General features: G+C 32.1%; 21 protein-coding genes and 1 pseudogene. 3 read left to right on the top strand and 19 right to left on the bottom strand.

Going from position 1 to position 20,623, the window contains the following annotated elements:
* Positions 1-44 precede the first annotated feature (44 nt).
* The 17 genes and pseudogenes from ACWJKE_RS03995 to ACWJKE_RS03915 all read right to left on the bottom strand — a co-directional run bounded on the left by ACWJKE_RS03995 (position 45) and on the right by ACWJKE_RS03915 (position 15,864).
* Positions 45-1,463, bottom strand: coding sequence for an IS1182 family transposase (locus tag ACWJKE_RS03995; RefSeq protein WP_462959140.1), 1,419 nt, complete (start codon positions 1,461-1,463; stop codon positions 45-47).
* Between the two features lie 193 nt (positions 1,464-1,656).
* The gene (locus tag ACWJKE_RS03990; RefSeq protein ID WP_216304057.1) at positions 1,657-2,058 is read right to left on the bottom strand and encodes a GerW family sporulation protein; all 402 of its coding nucleotides are present in this window, start codon (positions 2,056-2,058) and stop codon (positions 1,657-1,659) included.
* Between the two features lie 87 nt (positions 2,059-2,145).
* Entirely contained in the window at positions 2,146-2,814 is a 669-nt protein-coding gene (locus ACWJKE_RS03985) for a DUF2953 domain-containing protein (protein ID WP_216304058.1), read from the bottom strand.
* A 27-nt stretch (positions 2,815-2,841) separates the two neighbouring features.
* On the bottom strand, positions 2,842-3,306 hold the full coding sequence (locus tag ACWJKE_RS03980) for a zf-HC2 domain-containing protein (protein WP_216304059.1): 465 nt from the start codon (positions 3,304-3,306) through the stop codon (positions 2,842-2,844).
* A 2-nt stretch (positions 3,307-3,308) separates the two neighbouring features.
* Positions 3,309-3,872, bottom strand: a complete 564-nt coding sequence (locus ACWJKE_RS03975) for an RNA polymerase sigma factor (protein ID WP_165412985.1) — start codon at positions 3,870-3,872, stop codon at positions 3,309-3,311.
* A gap of 458 nt (positions 3,873-4,330) precedes the next feature.
* The gene (locus tag ACWJKE_RS03970) at positions 4,331-4,858 is read right to left on the bottom strand and encodes an ABC transporter permease (RefSeq protein WP_220287173.1); all 528 of its coding nucleotides are present in this window, start codon (positions 4,856-4,858) and stop codon (positions 4,331-4,333) included.
* Between the two features lie 58 nt (positions 4,859-4,916).
* Positions 4,917-6,206, bottom strand: a complete 1,290-nt coding sequence (locus ACWJKE_RS03965; RefSeq protein ID WP_216304060.1) for an ABC transporter permease — start codon at positions 6,204-6,206, stop codon at positions 4,917-4,919.
* Positions 6,199-7,068: an ABC transporter ATP-binding protein gene (locus ACWJKE_RS03960; RefSeq protein ID WP_216304061.1), complete on the bottom strand. Its 870-nt coding sequence runs from the start codon at positions 7,066-7,068 to the stop codon at positions 6,199-6,201. The genes ACWJKE_RS03965 and ACWJKE_RS03960 overlap by 8 nt, the downstream gene beginning before the upstream one ends.
* A 5-nt stretch (positions 7,069-7,073) precedes the next feature.
* The gene (locus ACWJKE_RS03955; protein ID WP_216304062.1) at positions 7,074-7,358 is read right to left on the bottom strand and encodes a hypothetical protein; all 285 of its coding nucleotides are present in this window, start codon (positions 7,356-7,358) and stop codon (positions 7,074-7,076) included.
* Positions 7,352-7,879: an RNA polymerase sigma factor gene (locus ACWJKE_RS03950; protein ID WP_216304063.1), complete on the bottom strand. Its 528-nt coding sequence runs from the start codon at positions 7,877-7,879 to the stop codon at positions 7,352-7,354. The genes ACWJKE_RS03955 and ACWJKE_RS03950 overlap by 7 nt, the downstream gene beginning before the upstream one ends.
* A gap of 196 nt (positions 7,880-8,075) precedes the next feature.
* Positions 8,076-10,691, bottom strand: coding sequence for an ABC transporter permease (locus tag ACWJKE_RS03945; RefSeq protein WP_216304064.1), 2,616 nt, complete (start codon positions 10,689-10,691; stop codon positions 8,076-8,078).
* Positions 10,688-11,371, bottom strand: a complete 684-nt coding sequence (locus tag ACWJKE_RS03940) for an ABC transporter ATP-binding protein (RefSeq protein WP_216304065.1) — start codon at positions 11,369-11,371, stop codon at positions 10,688-10,690. The genes ACWJKE_RS03945 and ACWJKE_RS03940 overlap by 4 nt, the downstream gene beginning before the upstream one ends.
* Before the next feature lie 83 nt (positions 11,372-11,454).
* Entirely contained in the window at positions 11,455-12,465 is a 1,011-nt protein-coding gene (locus ACWJKE_RS03935) for a sensor histidine kinase (RefSeq protein WP_309137240.1), read from the bottom strand.
* Positions 12,458-13,135, bottom strand: coding sequence for a response regulator transcription factor (locus tag ACWJKE_RS03930; protein WP_216304066.1), 678 nt, complete (start codon positions 13,133-13,135; stop codon positions 12,458-12,460). The genes ACWJKE_RS03935 and ACWJKE_RS03930 overlap by 8 nt, the downstream gene beginning before the upstream one ends.
* A gap of 228 nt (positions 13,136-13,363) precedes the next feature.
* Positions 13,364-13,918, bottom strand: a complete 555-nt coding sequence (locus ACWJKE_RS03925) for a hypothetical protein (protein WP_462959162.1) — start codon at positions 13,916-13,918, stop codon at positions 13,364-13,366.
* A 112-nt stretch (positions 13,919-14,030) separates the two neighbouring features.
* Positions 14,031-15,158 carry a preprotein translocase subunit SecA gene (locus tag ACWJKE_RS03920; protein WP_462959161.1) on the bottom strand — a complete coding sequence of 376 codons (1,128 nt, stop codon included), beginning with the start codon at positions 15,156-15,158 and terminating at the stop codon, positions 14,031-14,033.
* A 32-nt stretch (positions 15,159-15,190) separates the two neighbouring features.
* Positions 15,191-15,864 (bottom strand): annotated as a pseudogene (locus ACWJKE_RS03915) (hypothetical protein).
* A 281-nt stretch (positions 15,865-16,145) separates the two neighbouring features.
* Here ACWJKE_RS03915 and ACWJKE_RS03910 point away from each other — a divergent pair.
* Positions 16,146-17,147 carry an alpha/beta hydrolase gene (locus ACWJKE_RS03910; RefSeq protein ID WP_216304071.1) on the top strand — a complete coding sequence of 334 codons (1,002 nt, stop codon included), beginning with the start codon at positions 16,146-16,148 and terminating at the stop codon, positions 17,145-17,147.
* A 296-nt stretch (positions 17,148-17,443) separates the two neighbouring features.
* Here the strand turns inward: ACWJKE_RS03910 and ACWJKE_RS03905 are convergent, their stop codons facing one another.
* Together ACWJKE_RS03905 and ACWJKE_RS03900 are read right to left on the bottom strand one after the other, a co-directional pair.
* A complete protein-coding gene (locus ACWJKE_RS03905; protein ID WP_216304072.1) occupies positions 17,444-17,881 on the bottom strand; it encodes a hypothetical protein in 438 nt (145 codons plus the stop codon).
* A complete protein-coding gene (locus ACWJKE_RS03900; protein WP_220287238.1) occupies positions 17,862-18,020 on the bottom strand; it encodes a helix-turn-helix transcriptional regulator in 159 nt (52 codons plus the stop codon). The genes ACWJKE_RS03905 and ACWJKE_RS03900 overlap by 20 nt, the downstream gene beginning before the upstream one ends.
* A 586-nt stretch (positions 18,021-18,606) precedes the next feature.
* Between ACWJKE_RS03900 and ACWJKE_RS03895 the strand changes: the two genes are divergently transcribed.
* A complete protein-coding gene (locus ACWJKE_RS03895) occupies positions 18,607-19,293 on the top strand; it encodes a response regulator transcription factor (protein WP_216304073.1) in 687 nt (228 codons plus the stop codon).
* A gap of 108 nt (positions 19,294-19,401) precedes the next feature.
* Entirely contained in the window at positions 19,402-20,547 is a 1,146-nt protein-coding gene (locus ACWJKE_RS03890; protein ID WP_462959160.1) for a sensor histidine kinase, read from the top strand.
* Positions 20,548-20,623 lie beyond the last annotated feature (76 nt).

Genomic DNA, 20,623 nt, shown 5'->3' with positions numbered 1-20,623 from the left:
AACCCAGTATAATTTTTTTATTATACTGGGTTTTTTACATGCAATTATGCGATAGCATTTTGAGTTATGGATAAATTTAAAATAACAACTATCTTCTTAGTTAGAAAATCAAAAAACAGTAAAGATAGCAGGCTAGCTATCTTTTTCATATTCTGCACTGCTGCTGTAAGCAGACACTGCTCTTGCACATTTTCTAATCCACGCATATGGCAATAGCGAAGCCCATGCAGTTGTTTTGAATCTGCGAAGCTTCGCTCTATAGTTTCTTTTCTTCTTCTATATATATTTCTGCCTTTATCTGTTCTGGTGAACTTTACAACATCTTCTTTATACGTTTCCCAAACATGTCTTCTAATAGTTTTAAACTTGCTTTTTGCAGAAAAGCATTGAGCTCTATTTGGACATATCTCGCAATATTTTGCATTACCAACATATTCTTTATATCCTTCTCTTGTTGTCGTTTTATAATGTAAAGCCCTTAAGTCAGGGCATACGTAAATGTCCTGCTCTTTAACATATTGGAATTTATTTTTTGTGTACATTCCTTTTGTATGTGGAGACCTACGGTATCCCATTACAGATTTTAATTCCCTCTCATATAGTTCTTTACATATAAGATTTGTAGCATAACCAGCATCTGCACCAACATATTTTGTATTAAAATTAAACTTTTTTATTTGCACATCTAATCTATCGATATAAGGATCAACATCATTTATGTTTCCAGGAGTAACATACACATCAGTAATTATATTATGTCTGCTATCGACAGTTCTGTGATCTAAATATGAGAAGCCTTCCGGCTTGCCATCTCTCATCATATATCCACTGTCGGGGTCGGTTGTGCTAACTTTAGTTTCTTTTATTTTGGTAACAGGTTCTTTTTCCTTTAAAGGTTTTTTACCATGGTTTATTCTATCTTCTTCCACTGCTTTATTAAGTTCAGCTACATATTCTTTCGGCGTTTTTTCAACTTCAATTTTCACAAGCTTTCGCTTATTAGCATTTGCTTTTAGGTGTGTAGAGTCTGTGTAAAGTATTTTACCGGTTACCATCTTAAGATTTATAGCCTTAAATACTACTTCGTCAAATATTTTTTGAAACACATCTGTACCTTTAAACCGTCTACGTCTATTTTGGCTAATTGTTGAATGATCTGGAATAGGATCAGTAAGACTTAGTCCCAGAAACCATCTATAAGCCACATTTACTTCAATGTCCTTTACAAGTTGTCGTTCAGATTTTATTCCAAATAGGTACCCAATAAACAGCATTTTAAAAAGTATAACAGGATCTACGCCAGGTCTTCCATTATCTAAGCAGTAATATTTTTTAGTCAGTTCTCTTATAAAAGAGAAATCCATGTATTTATCTATATTTCTCAGAATATGGTCTTTAGGAACTAAATCTTCCAAATACACCATTTCTAGTTTTTGTTGTGTGAAGTTCTTTTCATTAATCATAATAATGCCCTCCGAATTATAAAGTTTGTATACTATATATATTCGACATAGATGTCCTAAAATCCTTTTTGAATATGAAAAAAACACTCCAATTTTAAATTAGAGTGTTTTACATTTTATGTTTGTCAACGGTCTGAAAAAAGCATCTATAAATATATTATAGATGCTTTTTTTTAATGTATTTAATACTTAATTATTCTTTTTCCGTTTTAGTATCCTCTTCAGACCCTTCTTTTTTGTTCTTACAACATCCCATTTTTGAGCTTACTTTAGATACTATTTCTGGTACCATTTCAATAAGACTTTCAAGATTGCATTTACCCTTTATAGGAAGCATTGTTACTTCTCCATTTTTTATAACTAAAATAGCAGTCGGGGTTATTCTAGCTCCTGCTCCAAGTCCGCCTCCAGAACCCTCACCATCCTTAGTAGAGTTGCCTGTGCCACCGCCAGTTCCACATCCGAATGAAACTGTAATAAGTGGTATGAGTGTTGTTTCCCCTATAATTATTGCCTCCCCCACTACTGTTTCTGTTTTTAAAAATTTTTCAAGGTTTGAGAATAATGCTTCGGTATTTTCTGTAATATTTATCATAACTTAATCCCCCTAATATTTTAAATTTAAGTATTTATTGATTGCGCAATCATTATTAACTTTATACTTAACAATACACATAAATTATTAATAAGTTTCAGATTTTCTAAAGTTTTTAAATATTTTTCCTCTATTATTTTTCTTAAGAATGAATTTAAGTGTTTTTATTGTAGCTACCAATAAAGAAATTCTGCCATGAATTTCACAATAAATATCAATTATTTCATCATCAAACACTGGTTGCAAATTAATATCGCTTGTAGGAATAAAACTTGATACTAAAGGGACAATTCCACAAGCTATACCCGTTAATGAAGGATCTTCAAATCCATAAACGCCATTGAGTTTGATTTTTTTTGGTTTAGTAATATTTATTATATCTTTAAAGTAATTAATTAAATCATTTATGAATGCCCCTTGGATATAATCCTTTATATTAAAATCAACATTTTTCTTCTTTTTCTTTTTTAGTTTTACCTTTTCATTTTCTTTTTTTCTATTAGACATTTTAATTTTTTTTCTAATAATGCATAATCCCATCACCTTTATTAAAAATAATGTTTCTTTATCCTCATATGCCACCATCATCTTTAAAAAATTTTTAAAAAATGATAGATTTACATCTGTCCTAATTTTTTCATCAATTTTTGTATTGAATTCATATTCAAATGGTATTATTATAAACAATAAAATCAAGCCCAATATAGTGATTAATAAATAAAGTAGTATTTTTATTATTGAAAATAAAACAAACAAGCTTGCACCTCCTTTTCCTTTAGCAGTCTAACCTACTTTTAATTTTAATTTTTTTACTATACTCATTTCATTTATCTTGTTTTTAATCATATGTTTTACAGGCGTTTTAATATAGTTAAAAGTAGCATCAATTCTATTACTTATGAAATTATTATATGGATTATTTTTATATGCTTCGCTTGATTCTGTTATAACGTTATGTATGCCCTTGTATGTCACAATAATATTGTGAACCTTCATCCTAATGCTAATATTGTCCATTTCCGATATGCAGTTTTCTGCAACAAGTTGTGAAATTATGCTTAGTTTATCAGGAAATTCAATATGACTTAGCTCATCTTTAATATTTTCATTAATAATAGTTATTAGCTTTAGGTCTTTTTGACAGTCAGTACAGTATTTTATGTGCTCTTCAATGAATATTTTCTCCAATGGTTCAATTGTCTTATCATCAAAAGCATATAACAGTTCCTTATCAAATTTACAGCACATAATTACGCCTCCATCTCACTTTCTAGTTGTTTCTTTAATATCGCTTTAGCCCTATACAAGTCCGTTTTAATTGTTCCAAGTGGTTTATTTAACAATTCTGAAATTTCCAAGTAACTCAGATCATCAAAATATCTTAATGCAATTACCATTCTATAATTATCAGATAAGTTCTTAAGTCCAGCCTCAATAATCTTTTTAAACTCCTTTTTCTCAACTTCCTCTTCTAAATTGTAGTCGGAAACAATAGTATCTTCTAAACAAAGTTTATTAGCATATTCATAATTTAATGAAATGACGTTGGTTTTAATATTTCTTTTAAAGTTAATACAAGTATTTACTGAAATCCTTCGTAACCAGGGGCGAAAAGGCATTGTCTCATCAAAACTTGATATATTTTTAAAAATCTTTATATAAATTTCTTGTACAATATCAAGAGAATCCTGTTCATTTTGAGTGTAACTATAGCAAATGCTATACAAATACCGCTCGTAAATCTTAAAAAGTTCCATAAAGGAGGATTTGTCATAGTTTTTGCATCTCGATATTAATTTTTTTTCAATCTCCACAACATCCCCTCCGGCTTCTACCTTAAATCATCTCCTGCGGAGCTGCAACATCTCCGCAGGAGATGCATTAACGACTTCAGAAGGAGATTTATACTCCACTTATAGAAGTGGGAGACTTTCCTTCTGAAATGTCCTTAAACGTTAAAATAATTCTCTCTATTATATACACATAATTAATGAATAAAGTTTCAAATATATATTATTTTTATTTATATCAAAAATTAAAAGGTGTTCATAATAAATTTGTATCAATTTATTATGAACACCTTTTTTATGTCACTTAATTATTAAGGTATAATACCAAATCCAATAATAATTAATATAGAGCATATAAATAAAACTATATTCCCTCCAAATCCTACTTTAGATAAGATTCTAATGACTTTATTTTCTGGAGGTTTTTGAGGAGTTAATGCATCCTGCTCCTAATGTCCAATAAACAAATAATAGAAACAAATTCAAATGTTGGCGACACCCCTGCTAGTCTTAACCCAATAAACTAATAATGATAAAATTATTAGAACTACTGCTGCTACAAGAAGATAATATTTTTCTTTAAAGCTATTATTCATTAAAGAAAATATACAAAAGTTTTTTGTGTATTTACCCTTTGTCATGATATCAAAGACAAAATAAACTATTGGTATCATATACCCTATGCTTACATTTTCAGTAAGGGAAGCAACAAATAACCCTAATCCGCCTAGAAATAATGCAGATATAAATGTTCCCATTATTAACCTTCCTGAAGTAAAGGTTCCACCAAGATAAATCAATATATTAACAAATAATGCTATTAGTGATACTAGTAAAATTACTGATATTAGTATTCTTATTATATAAACCAATATAGGAGAAATAGCCTTTGCGTTTATTGTCTCTTTTATATTTCCGTCTTCCTCCGGTGTAAAGATTGGCACTAGAATCACTACTCCAATCATTATAATAAATTGCTCACATATCTTTGCAGCCATTGGAAAATCCAAATTAGTAATGCTAAAGATTATGGGAGCTACAATTAATAATACAATTGAGAATAATATATTATTTCGAAAAGCTATTCTTAAATTTACCTTTGAAATTTGTAAAACATTTCGAATACTTATCATAAAAATCAATCCTTCCTATTCTCTTTAGATTTAATATATAAATAGATGCAATCACGAAAATTGCCGATAGCGATATAAAGAACATTCTATTTAAAAATATATTATTTATAATAGAAACAAATTCATCTCTCTCATATATTGTATTGAATCTTATCATTAATTGACTTAAACCATAACTTCCAATTAATGCACCTTTAAATATAGAGGAGTACCACCAAATCATTTGAACTGGAATAGCTATTGCTGTTTCTGTAAGAAGAGTTAAAAACATCCCTACCGCAGTTACTGCCATAAGCGTTGGCATAAGCCATCCTATTGAATATTTAAAAAACGCAAAATAATCTACCGTTAAATTAAGTTTTCCACTAATACTTGCGGCCTGAAATGTTGAGACGATTGCAAGTAAGAAAATTGGAACCATCATCATTATAACTAAGGCACTATACCTCGACAGGATTAACTTAGTAGAGCTTACTCTTCTACTATAAATGACTTGTTTCATATTGCTTTTTTTATCTTTCCTAATAAAAGATACTACAACAAACACCGGAAATAAGCCCATTACGATTCCCATAAAGTCGCAAAATATCCTTGCAAAACCATTTGTAATCTTATCCTTTTCTATTAAATCTTTATAAGTTTTCATTGCTTCCTCATATGTTATTGGTCTAACGCCAAACCTTCTTAAATTTTCTTTTGAATAATTAGATTGCTCTCCTATTATATTATTAGCTTCCTCCATTAATACTTTAAAGCTAGCATAGTCTTTTGAGCTGCTGCTAAAATGTATTTCACTCCATTTTTCGGTTTTATGCAATTTGTCTAACTCGCTTAGAGATTTTCCTGTTATTTGACATAAAATTTCTTCTATCTTTTTCGTGTCTTCCTTATCTAATTTAACATTTTTAAACAAGCTATGTGGATAGGATGAGTATGTTCCTTGCATATGCTCTCCATACATCATTGATGTTGATTTAGAAATAATTTGTTCTGGTATCTCTTTAAAGGTAGATCCATAAGGATACCCATCATTCTCTTTATTGTACTTTTCAACATCTTGAACATAAGAAGGCTTTATCAAAGCACTTCCTTGATACTGTGGATCATTTCCTTTTATACTTGAATAGTATTGGGTATTATAAAATACTATGGCGATACAAATAAAAACTATATAAATCAAACTCTTACCTAATTGCTTACATTCCTTTGAAAATAGATTAAACATTATCTATCCCTCCAATCATAAGCATGTACGAATCTTCAATATTGGGTTTACAGATTTGGGAATTATCGCTTGGAGGAACATCTGAGATAACCCTAATGGAGATACTGTCCCCTAACATAATCATACCTGTTATAATATATTTTTGTTTTATTCTTTCTAATTCTTCGGGGTTAACGTTCATAGAAAAAACTTTTCCTTCTGCTTTGCTTTTTAATTCCTGAACAGTTCCTTTAAATATAAGGCTCCCATTATCTAATATTCCAATGTTTTTGCAGGTGGCCTCAATGTCTCCGATTATATGTGTTGAAAGAATAACTATTTTATCCTTTGCTAGTTCACAAAGAAGGTTTCTAAATCGAATTCTCTCCTTTGGATCCAACCCTGCAGTTGGCTCATCAACTATTAGAACTTTTGGATTATGCAAAATTGCTTGAGCTATTCCAAGTCTTCTTTTCATTCCGCCGGACAGAGCCCTAACCTTTACTTTTTTACAATCTAACAAGTTAACCTTTTCTAAAAGTTCTGGAATTACTTTTTTCCTCTCACTTGAGGGAACCTCTGATAAAACTCCTAAATAATCCATGGCTTCATAAACGGATAGATTTGGATAAACTGAGAAGTCCTGAGGAAGATATCCAATAAGTTTTCTTAATTCTTTAGTTTTTAAAATATCTATTCCACAAATGCTGATTTCGCCACTACTTTTATTAAGCAGAGTTGCTAGTATCCTCATCAAAGTAGTTTTGCCTGCTCCATTTCTTCCAAGTAGTCCAAACATCCCCTGATCTATTGTTAAATTAACATCCTTTAAGGCACTCATACCACTGAATTTTTTTGATAAATTATTTATATTAATTTGCATGATTCCTACCTCCTAATTACTGGCGTAAATTTCATTAATTTAGATTCATAATTCATTGACGATAAAAGAGTAATGAATGATAAAATGGCGATTATAGATATATCGATATAAACAAATAAAGAGAGAACTGAAATTCCTATAAACATTAGAATTAAAGCGAAATAGATAAAACACTGTCTTTTCTTAATTTCCTTATCTCTTATTAAAATTCTTTCTATTTCCAATTGTTCATTTTCAACTATTTCAACCTTCTGCCACATTACGCTTAGAAATTCTTCATCTTTTAACATCTATATTCCTCCTTAGCAAGTTTTTGTAGTTTTTTTCTTGCTCTAAAAATAATAATTTTCACTTGACCTACAGACTTAATCATTATCTTTGAAATATCCTTATAGGACATATCCTCATATTCATAAAGGTACAATGCAGTCTTATACTCCTTATTTAATTTACCTAATAATTCTGTTACAAATAATCTGTCTTCCTTTTTCATAACAATATCCTCTGCGGAAGGTGTCCGTAGCTTTATATCATCAATATTTACTGGCTTTTGTTTTCTTAGATAATCGATGCACTTATTCCTTACCACTGTATATAAGAATGTTTTAAAACTATATTTATTCTTATAATCCATTCTTTTTACATAAATTAAAGCAAAACTATCCTGTATAATATCCTCTGATATAAATTCATCTTTTACATATTTCTGTGCAAACCTTAAAGCCTTTAATCTGTGTCTAATAACAATCTCCTCAAAAGCTTTTTTATTACCACTTTTGACTAGATCCATTATTGTATTATCATCAATCAAATCATCACCTCTTTGCGAAAAAACCATAGCTTAACTATTTTATTATACTTCTTACACGTATAAGTTCATAAAAAGTTACACTATAAGAAAAATTTTCATGTGAATTAAATTATCACCTGCGATGCTGCAATATTAAAAAGCTAGCAAGGAGATGCTAACCTCCAAACTAGCTTTTTAGAAAAACATTAATGTTACCTTATATATTTTCTATTTTTAGTGCATCAATAATATTCTCTTTTTTAATCTTTGAAGTTGCATATATCATCGTTGAACGGACAATTGCAAATACAGCAATTATAGTCACAATAACACTACCCCATGGAACAGCAAATTGAATATCGAATGAGTCCCTCAAAACCCTGTAAATCAAATACATCATTCCAAAACTAATAGGAAGCCCATAGAGCAAGCTCTTAATTCCATAAAACCAGCTTTCGTAATTAATCATTTTATTGAAACTCTTTGGTGTCATTCCAACGGATTTAAGCATTGCAAATTCCCGTCTACGTAGGGATATGCTAGTTGATATGGTATTTAAAATATTAGCTACGCAAATAGAGGTAATAATTGCTATAAAGCTATAGAAAAATACATAGATAAAGGTCATTTGTTGCCTGGCTTGTTTATTTTGCATTGTAAAATCAGTAATAGTTACACTTGCAATTGAGGTCTTATTTTCATATTCCTTAATACTTTCCACAAGCTTTGTAGGATTAGAACTTTTAATAAGCATATCAACCTGGCTAATCTCAGATATTTTTGGCAGCTTCCCTTGTATACTAGCATACACATCCTTTGATACTATGATCATAGGTTCTTCTATATTAGTTAACTTGGTTTCACCAATAGGCGTCTTATCTGCAAGGGCTGCTATTTCTAATAAAACACTATATTCATTAGGCTTATTACCTACAGTATCTGTAAATTTCAATTTTTCTCCTGGCTTAATATTAAAGCGGTTCATACGTAGGTATTTATAATCCGCTTTGATAGACACAGTGTTAATGAGTATGCCAGATGGATTTACAATATCTTTTAAACTAGTAAGATCAGTTCCCGTTTCTTTAGCGTATCTTTTAAGTGCGGCCTCATCAATAGATTTTATCGTAAAATGTGTTTTATAATTTTTAGCCTTTTCATCTTTATTATTTGGTGAAATCCTTGCTTTAATTTCATCAGGAATTAAACTGCTTTTAACATCTACTACAGCATTATTCATAGTTTCTTCAATAATACTTTCATCCACATATTTCATTTTTGTTATGGCATTATAAAAATTCTTTTTCTCTTGTAATGTAGCAGAGGATGTTACAAAAACATTAACATCATAAGGCATATTATTAACTTTACTTTCTGCTGATTTTTGAAACAGCAAGGATAGGGATGAAACTGATAAAAATAGGACAATACTAATAACTAAGGAAAATATGGTAGTTTTATATCTGCGACTATTGCGCTTTAAGTTTTTAAGCCCAAGCTCTGCTTCAAATCCAAATATAAATCTTGTCTGTTTAGATGTTTTCACAACTCTACTGGTGAGCTTGATGTCTCGTGATTGACACAGCGCATCAATAGGCGATATCTTAGATGCACTCTTTGCGGGAATGTAAGCTGATATTAAAATAGTAATAATAGAAAGTAATATAGCCACTAGTATTGCACCTGGAGATATTACAAGCTTTAGTTTAACAACTATTCCGAAGCCTTCTATTAGCGGTTGCACAAGCTTAAAAGTTATACCCATTGCTACTGTCCCCAAAAATACACCTATAGGAATACCGATAACCCCAACAACAAAACCTTCAAAAAATACAGATTTACTCTTTTGCTTTTTTGTTGCGCCTACACTTGCAAGCATCCCTAAATAACGGCTACGTTCCGAAATTGAAATTGCGAAGGAATTATATATAAGCGCTACGGAACCTATAATTATAATAACCATCATTATACTTGCAAGAATATATAGAGTTAAGAGTAAATGATCATTAATAATTCCATAGTACCTTAAAAGGCTACTATTGTAGATTTTATTATCGCTAGGAATTCCTATTCTTTCCGAAAGCTTATTTGCTTGTGTATTTACTTTTTTGCTCACATTTTTCCAAACTACTGATATATCAACAGTGTCAGTAGGCGCAAGCTCCGTTTTATCAAGATAGGATATCACTGTATAGCCAGGTGACCAGTAGAGTTCGAAGTTGGGTCTACTTATAATTCCTGTTATAGTATATTCTTTTTTATATTCCTCAATAAGTTTTTCACCTTTTTTATCTTTGCCTTGCTTTTGGAAGCTATAAATCTGTCCAAGGGCTTCCTTATTTCCATCTTCATAACGCTTTCCAACATCTAATTTAAGCACGTCACCAACCTTATATGCCACGCCACCATTTTCTGAAATCTGAGAAGATATAACTATTTCATTTGATTTTTTAGGGAGACGACCCTTAACTAAATCTAAATTAAAGCTTTCCATGCCCTGCTTATCATATTCTTCTATAAAAAGATAGGGTTTACTCTTATTTTTAGAACCTTCAAGCTTTGAATATCCTATATTCCTGCTTAAAGCTGCATTTGCCGTATTTTTATCATTCATCACTTCATTAATGTTTTCACTACGTAAATTGTTATAGCGTACATGCCAATTTCCTGTATCCTCTATGGTATTTTTCTTCATCATACTAAGGAAAGACATCACGGAGGTAGGTATGGCTGTTATCATAGAAACTGATAATATAACACCAATAATTGTAACAATAGTACGCTTTTTATTTGATTTCATGTGACGAAGGGTCAAAGAATTTATGATATTCATCTTCGAATCACCTCATCCTTTGCGATTCGCCCATCTTCAATTGAAATTATTCGGTCTGCCTGCAAAGCAATGCGTTCATCATGAGTGATTATTATTAAGGTCTGATGGTATTTTTTATTTGACAGCTTTAGAAGTTCTATTATTTCTCCACTGTTTTTGCTATCAAGGTTTCCTGTAGGCTCATCTGCAAGTACGAGCGCTGGGTTATTAATCAATGCCCTTCCTATTGATACACGTTGCTGTTGACCACCTGAAAGCTGATTAGGCAGATGATTTAATCTATCTACAAGGCCCAGCGTGTTAATTATCTCATCTAGTTGACCATTTTTTATTTTTTGACCATCCAGTAATAGCGGTAGGGTAATATTTTCTTCTACATTCAAAACTGGTATTAAATTATAAAATTGATAGATAAGACCTATTTGCCTACGTCTAAATATGGCAAGCTTTGTTTCATCCATTTCGTAAATGTCAGCATTCTCTACAAAAACCTTTCCACTTGTTGGCGTATCAACGCCACCCAATATATGTAAAAGTGTTGATTTGCCCGACCCCGATGGTCCAATAATTGCAACAAACTCCCCTTTATTGACTGAAAACGACACATTATCTAGAGCCTTTACAGATGATTCACCCCTACCATATATTTTAGACAGATTTTCTACTCTTAATATCTCCATTGCTGCTCACTCCTCTGTTAGTTTGTAACCTTAGTATATCTGTCTAATATGACTTTACAGTGACTATTTGTGTGACGATTTTGTCACACAACACTTTTATAAATCTTTATAATAAATTTTGTACCTTTGTTTTTCTCACTGGTAACTTCAATTGTACCACCTTGTTTCTGCAAAATGATTTTTGACATGGCGAGTCCAATACCTATACTGTCGTTGGGAGCATTGATGCCCTTATAAAAGCGATCGAATATATGTGGTAAATCCTCCTTATGGATCCCCTCACCATTATCAAATATTTTCATCATTGTATATATTGGAGTTTCGCAAAAATCAACACCTATATTTCCACCACAAGGTGTATGCTCAACACAATTTTTTATTATATTTGAAGCAGCCTCTGAGGACCAATTAAAATCGCCAATAAACTCAGTATGCTCATCACCGCTAATTTCAAGGGTTTGATCTTTAAGTTCCATAGGAATTAGCAGATGATGCGTAGCCCTACTGATAAGCTCCCGTACATTTACATTCTCTTTTTTTAACTCAATTGTACCTGCATCAATCTTAGATAACTTTAGTAGTGACGCAACAAGCCACTTAAGTCTTTCAAGTTGTGACCGAATATTTTGGGTGAATTCTTGGCGTTTATCCTGGGGTAGACTTTTGTCACATATAAGGTCTGTCATAACAAACATTGAAGTTATTGGAGTTTTAAGTTGATGGGAAATATCAGAAATTGAATCCGAAAGAAAAAGTTTATCTTTCTTTAATAGTTCAGCCTGTTCATATAAAGTCACAGTTACTTTGTATATTTCATTTTTAAGTATACTAAGCTCGCCTTCATCATTATCTCTAATATCAAGGGAATAATCTCCACTTGTAATTATCCTTAGATACTCAGATAATTGGTCTAATTGATTATATCTCCATCTGGTAAAAATGAAAGATATAACAATTATTAAAAGCAAAACTAAAAGTGCTATAATTCCTGCAATTATATTAACGAAAAAACAGGCAACTGATCCTATTAGTGAAATTGAAACCAAAAGAGTTATATATATCTTTATTTCTTTATTTCGTAGAATATTAATCACCTCCCTTATATCCAATTCCACGAACTGTTTTTATAATTGTTGGATTTTTGCTGTCATCCTCAATTTTTTCACGCAAACGTTTAATATATACCGTTAAAGTATTGTCATTCACAAAATCCCCTGCAAAATCCCATAGACCTTCTAAAAGTTGATTGCGATCAATAACTTGCCTCTGATTATTTGCAAAGATTAGAAGTAGTCGGTATTCAAGAGATGTTAATGTAACTTCATTCGCTTCTTTATACACTTTTGCCTGTGTAGTGTCTATCTTTATACCGCTAAACTCAATGATTGTTTTTGTAATTTCTGTTTTATCATATCTGCGAAGTACAGATTTAATTCGAGATAGAAGCTCTCTTATACGAAATGGCTTTGTTATATAGTCATCTGCCCCCATATCAAGCCCCATAACTACATTAACTTCATCATCTATTGCCGTTAGAAATATTACTGGTATATCTTCCTTTGCCTTAATTATTTTACAAATATCGTAGCCGCTTCCATCTGGAAGAGATAAATCAAGTATTGCCAAGTTAAAGCTATTTTTATGCAGCATAGTTTTTGCTGACTCCACATTCAAGCAGTGGGTAACAAAATACCCCTCCTGAGTCAGTGAGTAGCAAAGCCCTGATGCAATTATTCTATCATCCTCAACAAATAGTATTTTCATTGTGTAAATCTCCTTTGTATACCTAGTAAGTATTATCTTTCTTCTATTTTATCACATTATCTATCTCATAATTTAAATAAAAACGATAGTTTGATGTTAAAATGAATAACCCTACGTAAAGGTATTCCTTTGCGTAGGGTTAAAAACTTATAAAATGTATTCATAAAGTATAACAAAACATTTTAACAAATTAGATATTCGTGTTCTTTATGTCAACAGACGTTTATTTTAATATCCATGATGGAACATTCTTCTCCGTCTTCTTCTCCTTCGTCCAAGTAAATCTCTGATAAACAGTATTCTGGTTAAATCTTGAATCGGACCTCTTCTGCCTTGACGGCGTGTGTCTCTCATATCCTCATCATCATTATCATCGTCATCCCTATAATGTTTTTCACACTTTTCAGATACTTCTTTACACATATGCTCCATTTCATCCTTACTAGGGCAATACATTGGGCCATACTTGGATTCCATCATATCACAATGTTTTTTTACCATGGGATATATCATTCTATAGATTTTAGGATACATGCTTTTTAAATCTTCATCAGCTTCATCATGCATTGCCATATTCATCATAGGCATACTCATCATGGCCATATTCATCATGGCCATATTCATCATGGGCATGCTCATCATGGGCATGTTCATCATAGGCATGTTCATCATAGGCATGTTCTCCATAGGCATGTTCATCATAGGCATGTTCATCATAGGCATATTCTCCATAGGAATTTTTTGTCCAACATTTTCACAGTCTTTATAACGGTAGTCGTACATAAGTACCTCCAAAATAATATTCACCATTTATATTATTCTGCTTTCGCTGTTTTGTTACAAATACCTATTTCCAGTGATTCATTTAAGCCTTATTATATTGTTTAACACTATTTTAAATTCTATTTTTAAGAATTTTTCTATAAATCAAAGTTCCAAATCGAATTGGTAAGGCAAGAAACATTCCTATGGATGCAATTGCGTTACCAATAAATAATGAAGAAAGTGGATCCATTAGTGAATTGTCAGTAACAAGATAAGTCCAAGTTGAAGAGGGTGGGTTTATCCGCTGTTTTAAGTTAATGAGTCCCTGCGTTGATAAATCTAACGTTTCAAAATCTTGTAAAATTCTCGTTTGTATCTCTTGCTGCATCGTCTGAAATATGCCAGCTGTTTCTATTTGAAATGCTTGCAACGGATCTTTAAGCCTTAGTATACTTAACTTTACTCCCTCTTTAAGATATTCTACATGAGCGAGGTAATCAGCCCAAACTTCATCGATATTATATAGTGCTACTTGTTTTTCAAGTTCCTTTACGAGGTCTTCACTAAAGAAGTTAATTAATTTTGTAAATAGCTGTGGATTTTCCAGGCTTAATATATTAAAAGGTAAAATATCATATACTATTTCCATTCTCCTTTGGTGAACAACAAGTCGCTGATTTTCTATGATAAAGGAATACTGCCATAATTCTCTACGTAAATCAGAATCCTGGCCCTGGATAATCCTCTGAACGTGTTCTATTTTACTTGCTATCTTAGTATTAATCAACGGTTCTTCTTGCATAGAAGGTCTAATTTCCACGGGCACTATTTCATTGATACCATATGTTTTAATGAGGTCATCTTCAAGGCTTATAAAGAATTTTGACATGCCAATATCACCTTGACGGCCAGTTCTTCCTTTAAGCTGCTTATCAATGCGTTTACTCTCATACCTATTAGTACCTATAACATATAATCCTCCAAGGGAAACTATCTTATCTTTATTAGCTCCATCTAGGCCCCCAAGTTTTATATCAGCACCCCTGCCAGCCATATTAGTTGAAACAGTAACTGCATAAAGAGTACCTGCTTGTTCAATGATATGTGCTTCAAGTTCATCATTTTTTGCGTTTAAAATTTTATATTTAACGCCTAGCTTATTTAATTCTTCAGCCAAATATTCTGATTCTGCTACACTACAAGTGCCGATTAAAATAGGCTGTCCTGTGTCATGTACTCTTTTGATTTCCGAGCTCAAAGCTTTGTATTTGGCTTTTTTGTGCGTGAATATTACATGAATACGTTCCTTTTAACTTCATCTTTCTCATAGTCAACTTCAGGCTCTAGTTTTCTTAAAGCTTCCATTGTTAAACAAAGAGTATCATCAGCAGCGTTCCCTCCTATTGCAATAACTAATGGTATTCTGGCTTCATCAATTATTATGGAATCTGCCTCGTCTATTATGGCAAAATTAAATGGACGTAGCACAATTTCACTTTTTTTATAAGAAAGTGAGTCCATTAAATAATCAAATCCAGCTACCTTGGCAGTTACATATGTAACATCACAACCATAAGCTCTTTGTTTTTCAGGCCGTTTCATAGTTTCCTGTACGAACCCCACAGTTAATCCAAGCATTTCATATACGGGTCCCATCCAAGTTGCATCTCTATTAATCTTCCATTATGCATAGCTATGCCAGCAATCAGTTGCTCGTCGTAAGTAATGAGTCCTAGTACTCTTTTAACCGCCTGTTTTGTAAGTGCAAAGACTTCTATAATTATGTCATCCATAGATGTATACTCTAAAAGCTTACTCCTGAGCCCATGTGATTTATTTAGAAATTCAGTATTATCCAATGAATCAAATCTAAGACGATTTATTTGTTCTACTGTTTTTTCATAGCTATTATATTCTGCCTTATTTACTAAGTCATGAAATTTTTTTCTAATACTAATGGACATATGAATCACCACTCTTTCAACATAAAATAATTTGATTCTCAATTCACTTAAATAGTACAAACACGTTAGATATTGTAAATAATGACACTGTGTTTTTAGTAATTCAAATCATGCAATAATTTTAAGTCGATTATACCATTATGCACCATAAATTACTGTTTTTAAAAGTGGATGAGTTAATTTATACATACTACTAATTTTCTTTGTCTTAATTGTTTATATTATCCACATTTTTATTTATGTGTTAAACTCAAGGTGAAGCATTCGAAAAGGAGGATATTATGAAAAGACAAAGAAATGTTATAGAGGGCAGTATTTCGGAAAAAGTTTATGTTAAAATTAACGGAGCGAAGATGGGAATGATTATTAAAAGTGAGAATGCATCAAATCCAGTACTGCTTTTTGTTCACGGAGGCCCTGGTATGCCGGAACATCCACTTACCGAAACATACCCTACGGGACTTGAGAAATATTTTACGGTAGCATGGTGGAATCAGCGTGGCGCGGGTTTGTCCTATAGCAGTGATATCTCAGCAAAAACAATGACAACAGAACAGTTTGTATCTGACACAATAGAAGTAACGAACTATCTGCGTAAACGGTTTGGACAAGATAAAATATACCTTATGGGACACTCATGGGGTTCATACATAGCTATAGAGGCAGCGGCAAAATCATATGAGTTATACCATGCTTATATTGGTGTCGGACAAATATCAAATCAAATGGAATCGGAAAAAATTGCATATAAATATATGCTTAAGTACTACAAGGTAACATGTGATGAAAAAACTGTAAAGAAGCTTCAGGCAATACCTATTGAAACAATGGATCATCTGCCAGATGCATACAATAAAATAAGGGATAATGTGATGCATAGAGCAGGAATTGGTACAACACATAAGATGAAATCAGTAGTCACCGGAATTTTTATGCCAGTTATGCAGAATCACGAATATACCTTGAGAGAAAAAATTAATATATGGCGTGGAAAAGCATTTTCAAATTCTACTGTTTTAAACGAGGAGCTTTACAGAACGGATTTGAGTAACAAGATAACAAAACTTGATATTCCGGTATATTTCTTTTCGGGAATATATGATTATACGGTAAACTATTCGATGTCGGAAGCTTATCTTAAAAAACTTGGTGCACCTGCAAAAGGATTTTATCTTTTTAAGGAATCTGCCCACAGTCCAATATTTGAAGAGTCTGAAAAAGTGTTACAGATTATACAGCAGGATGTATTAAAAGGCAGGAATGATCTAGCTGACACATATTAATACAAAGTATGATCATAATATTTAGTACAAATTATTTATCTATTATAGATCAGTAAGATAAGATGAATTTTTATGACATAACATTTTCAGTGTATTCTTTGATAGTAATATTGTTACCATAAATTTACTACTATTCAAATTCGCTTAGAAATCAACATTTATATATCTCGCTTTGAAATCTCAGTTTGGTCTAAATTTGACTTTACCGTTTTAATACTAGAAGATTCCTCTTTTTCATTGCTTCTCTTTATATCTTTTTCAAGAAAATTGGCCTAATGAAGTGCCCAATTATAAAATTAATTCCGCTTGTCATGATAAAAATAACTACTTATTTCAGCAATCATCATAATCGTAAAAATGATGCCGAAACAACTGAAAATGCCGAGACACACATCATTTTTTGTTACTCCCCATACAACCATTGATAGTATTAAAAAAGTAACACAAATGATCAGTGTAATATTAAAAGCACTGGTTTTTGATTTCATATTAATTAAATTTACTCTTTCATCATCATTTTGAACATCTTGTTTTGTACATCTGCTACTCAAACCTTTCCATATTTCTGTAACTCCAAATAGAATACAAAAAATATCCAATATAATAGACTTGGTAATTCTTAAAGCATTCAAAGTATTAAACCGCGTAATTGTATCTGGAATGCTAATTACTGCTAAGAATAAAAATATTATACCACTCCAAAAGTTCTTTTTATTATATGTTTTTTTCTTCATTTTCTAAATTCTCCTTTAAACAATATAATTTTTCAATAGTGGTGTTGAAAACGGAAGCTATCTTATATGCAAGCATAATTGAGGGGTTATACTGTCCTTTTTCAAGTGAAATAATCGTTCTTGATGAAACTGAATATATTCCTTAATTGTGTATCCGTCCAGAGAATAAAAAATTCTATATAAACCAGCAAGTTACATACAGGCTTCATTAGCAACGCTTTGTAGTTCAAACTTGTTTTAATATTTAATTCAATATAATTCATTACGTAACCCTCATCAGCTGATATATTCATGTTAACTTTTTTTCAGTCCCTTGCCTTGACTTTTTTCTCAATTTTTAATACAACTTAATAAAGTATATATTTACTAATTTCTTGGCTTCCTCAACAGAGGCTACAAGCTCGCACCATGGCATTACAGATTCTAACGTTTTAAATGGGTCTAAATTCTCATCCCTTGCCTTATTTCAACCAGTCAGTCAAAACCAACCTGCCAGGATGATGAGGCGCTGATTAAACGGCTTTATGTATAGCTTGATAAAAATTATTATTTCCATTTTATCTTTAAGTTTGGTAGAAAACACTTTTTTTATAGCTGAAACACGAAAACTCAAATTAAGTTCTATTGCTTTTTCTGTAATTTGAAACGATAATAATATAAGAGGCATTATGCAATTTTGATACATTGTAGTATTATTAGACAGAAAAAGCAGGGAGGGATCAACAGTGAATACAATTTTATTGGTAGAAGATGATTTGAGTATTATTGCTGGGCTAGAGTTTTCACTCCGAAAGAATGGCTTTCATATTGCCTTAGCACGAACCGTAAGGGAATGCTTTTTGATGCTTAGTGATAAGAAGTATGATTTGTTGCTACTCGATTTGACCTTACCCGATGGAAGCGGTTTTGACATCTGTAAGAAAGTACGGCAATCCTCCGATGTACCAATTATATTTTTAACGGCTTCCGATGAAGAGGTCAATATTGTAATGGGTTTGGATATTGGTGGGGATGACTATATTACAAAACCTTTCAAATTAAATGAACTGATTTCGCGAGTCAATGCTTTGCTTCGCCGTTCTCACATTCCTAGCCAAGAACCTATTGAATTGAAATCTAATGATATTACCATCAAACTGTTGGAAAGCCGAGTATTTAAGGATTCTAAAGAAATAGAACTTACTACGGCGGAGTACCGTCTTCTGCGCCTGCTCATGCAAAACCAAAATATTGTGCTCACGAGAAACGTTATATTGGACAAGCTTTGGGACAATAACGGCAACTTCATCGATGATAACACCCTATCCGTCTATGTACGAAGACTAAGAATGAAAATTGAAGATAACGCTGATAAACCGAAATTTTTATTGACAATACGACGATTAGGCTATAAATGGAGTGTGTTAAAGTGAGGCTATTATATGAGAATTTTTATTAATTACAATATAAGGAGACTATTTTCAATCGTATCCATAATTCTTTTGTGTTTTATTCTAATAACACAGGTCATGGTATATTTCATGACAAACCAATATAAAAAGGAAATCATTACACACGATTATGCCATTGCCGGATATTTATATCAACAGGATGCAACAACAGACCAGATTGTACCTGCCTTCACTGGTAAAAAAGGTATGAAAGATTATACCATTGGGCGGGAGCTTTTGCAGCCTAAAGGGTATACAGACAGTATAAATAACAAGCTTCTGCCTGAAATTCAAAGTTTCCATCACAAACTCGAGATTCTGGTACTGATACTTTCCGTTGTTGTATCGCTTCTCATGCTTTCAACATTATTTATTTTTTTTGTCCGGCAGGACAGAAAGCTTGAAAAGGCCAACACGGATATCTTAAGTTTTATGCATGGCAATAAAGATATCCGCTTCAGCGACAATGAGGAAGGTATTGTATCTCAGCTTTTTTCCTCTATAGATGTAATGGCAACATCTCTAACTGCCCATATAACAAAGGAAAAACAGACAAAGGAGTTCCTAAAGAATACGATATCTGACATATCACATCAGTTAAAAACACCATTGACTGCGCTAAAAATGTACAATGAAATTATTCAGGAAGAAAACATAAACAACGGTGTTGTCGACAGCTTCACCATAAAAAGCAGTAATCAACTGGAACGGATGGAGTATCTAATTCGGAACCTTCTGAAATTGGCACGGCTAGATGCTGACACCATCGAATTAGAGAAAAGCAACTGCCTTATGAAAGATTTGCTAGAATGCATCGTTATAGGTTTCTCCACCCGTGCAAAATCAGAGGACAAGTCAATTATGCTAATGTGCAATAGCTATACCCTGTTAAATTGTGATGGAGGTTGGATACTGGAAGCTTTCAGTAATATTATGAAAAATGCATTGGATCACACCGTTTCGGGAAATGAAGTTCAAATTCTATGCGACGAAACGCCTGTGTTAATCTGTATCACAATTAAAGACAACGGTAGTGGCATCCACCCAGAGGACATCCATTATATTTTCAAACGATTTTATAGAATCCGATTTTCCAAGGATAAGGATGGTATCGGCATTGGACTTACCCTTGCGAAAACCATTGTCGAAAAACATGGAGGCTCTATAACGGTGGAAAGCACGTTGAACCAAGGAACGACTTTCTATTTGACTTTTCCAAAGCTTACAAATCTGTAAGAAAGAATACACCTATCTGTAAGCTTAGCTTGTTATGCTAATAATAATTTAGAACATTGTGCATCATTGTTTCGGG

The organism is Clostridium sp. CM036 (genome assembly GCF_055081135.1).
Note: the sequence above shows the minus strand (reverse complement) of the source record. Positions and strands in the feature narration are given on the sequence as shown.

What these genes read in the sequence shown, in the direction of transcription:
- ACWJKE_RS03995 (WP_462959140.1), bottom strand. Translation starts at nt 1,463, where the DNA reads ATGATTAATGAAAAGAACTTCACACAACAAAAACTAGAAATGGTGTAT.
- ACWJKE_RS03990 (WP_216304057.1), bottom strand. Translation starts at nt 2,058, where the DNA reads ATGATAAATATTACAGAAAATACCGAAGCATTATTCTCAAACCTTGAA.
- ACWJKE_RS03980 (WP_216304059.1), bottom strand. Translation starts at nt 3,306, where the DNA reads ATGTGCTGTAAATTTGATAAGGAACTGTTATATGCTTTTGATGATAAG.
- ACWJKE_RS03965 (WP_216304060.1), bottom strand. Translation starts at nt 6,206, where the DNA reads ATGTTTAATCTATTTTCAAAGGAATGTAAGCAATTAGGTAAGAGTTTG.
- ACWJKE_RS03960 (WP_216304061.1), bottom strand. Translation starts at nt 7,068, where the DNA reads ATGCAAATTAATATAAATAATTTATCAAAAAAATTCAGTGGTATGAGT.
- ACWJKE_RS03955 (WP_216304062.1), bottom strand. Translation starts at nt 7,358, where the DNA reads ATGTTAAAAGATGAAGAATTTCTAAGCGTAATGTGGCAGAAGGTTGAA.
- ACWJKE_RS03945 (WP_216304064.1), bottom strand. Translation starts at nt 10,691, where the DNA reads ATGAATATCATAAATTCTTTGACCCTTCGTCACATGAAATCAAATAAA.
- ACWJKE_RS03940 (WP_216304065.1), bottom strand. Translation starts at nt 11,371, where the DNA reads ATGGAGATATTAAGAGTAGAAAATCTGTCTAAAATATATGGTAGGGGT.
- ACWJKE_RS03930 (WP_216304066.1), bottom strand. Translation starts at nt 13,135, where the DNA reads ATGAAAATACTATTTGTTGAGGATGATAGAATAATTGCATCAGGGCTT.
- ACWJKE_RS03925 (WP_462959162.1), bottom strand. Translation starts at nt 13,918, where the DNA reads ATGTACGACTACCGTTATAAAGACTGTGAAAATGTTGGACAAAAAATT.
- ACWJKE_RS03910 (WP_216304071.1), top strand. Translation starts at nt 16,146, where the DNA reads ATGAAAAGACAAAGAAATGTTATAGAGGGCAGTATTTCGGAAAAAGTT.
- ACWJKE_RS03905 (WP_216304072.1), bottom strand. Translation starts at nt 17,881, where the DNA reads ATGAAGAAAAAAACATATAATAAAAAGAACTTTTGGAGTGGTATAATA.
- ACWJKE_RS03890 (WP_462959160.1), top strand. Translation starts at nt 19,402, where the DNA reads ATGACAAACCAATATAAAAAGGAAATCATTACACACGATTATGCCATT.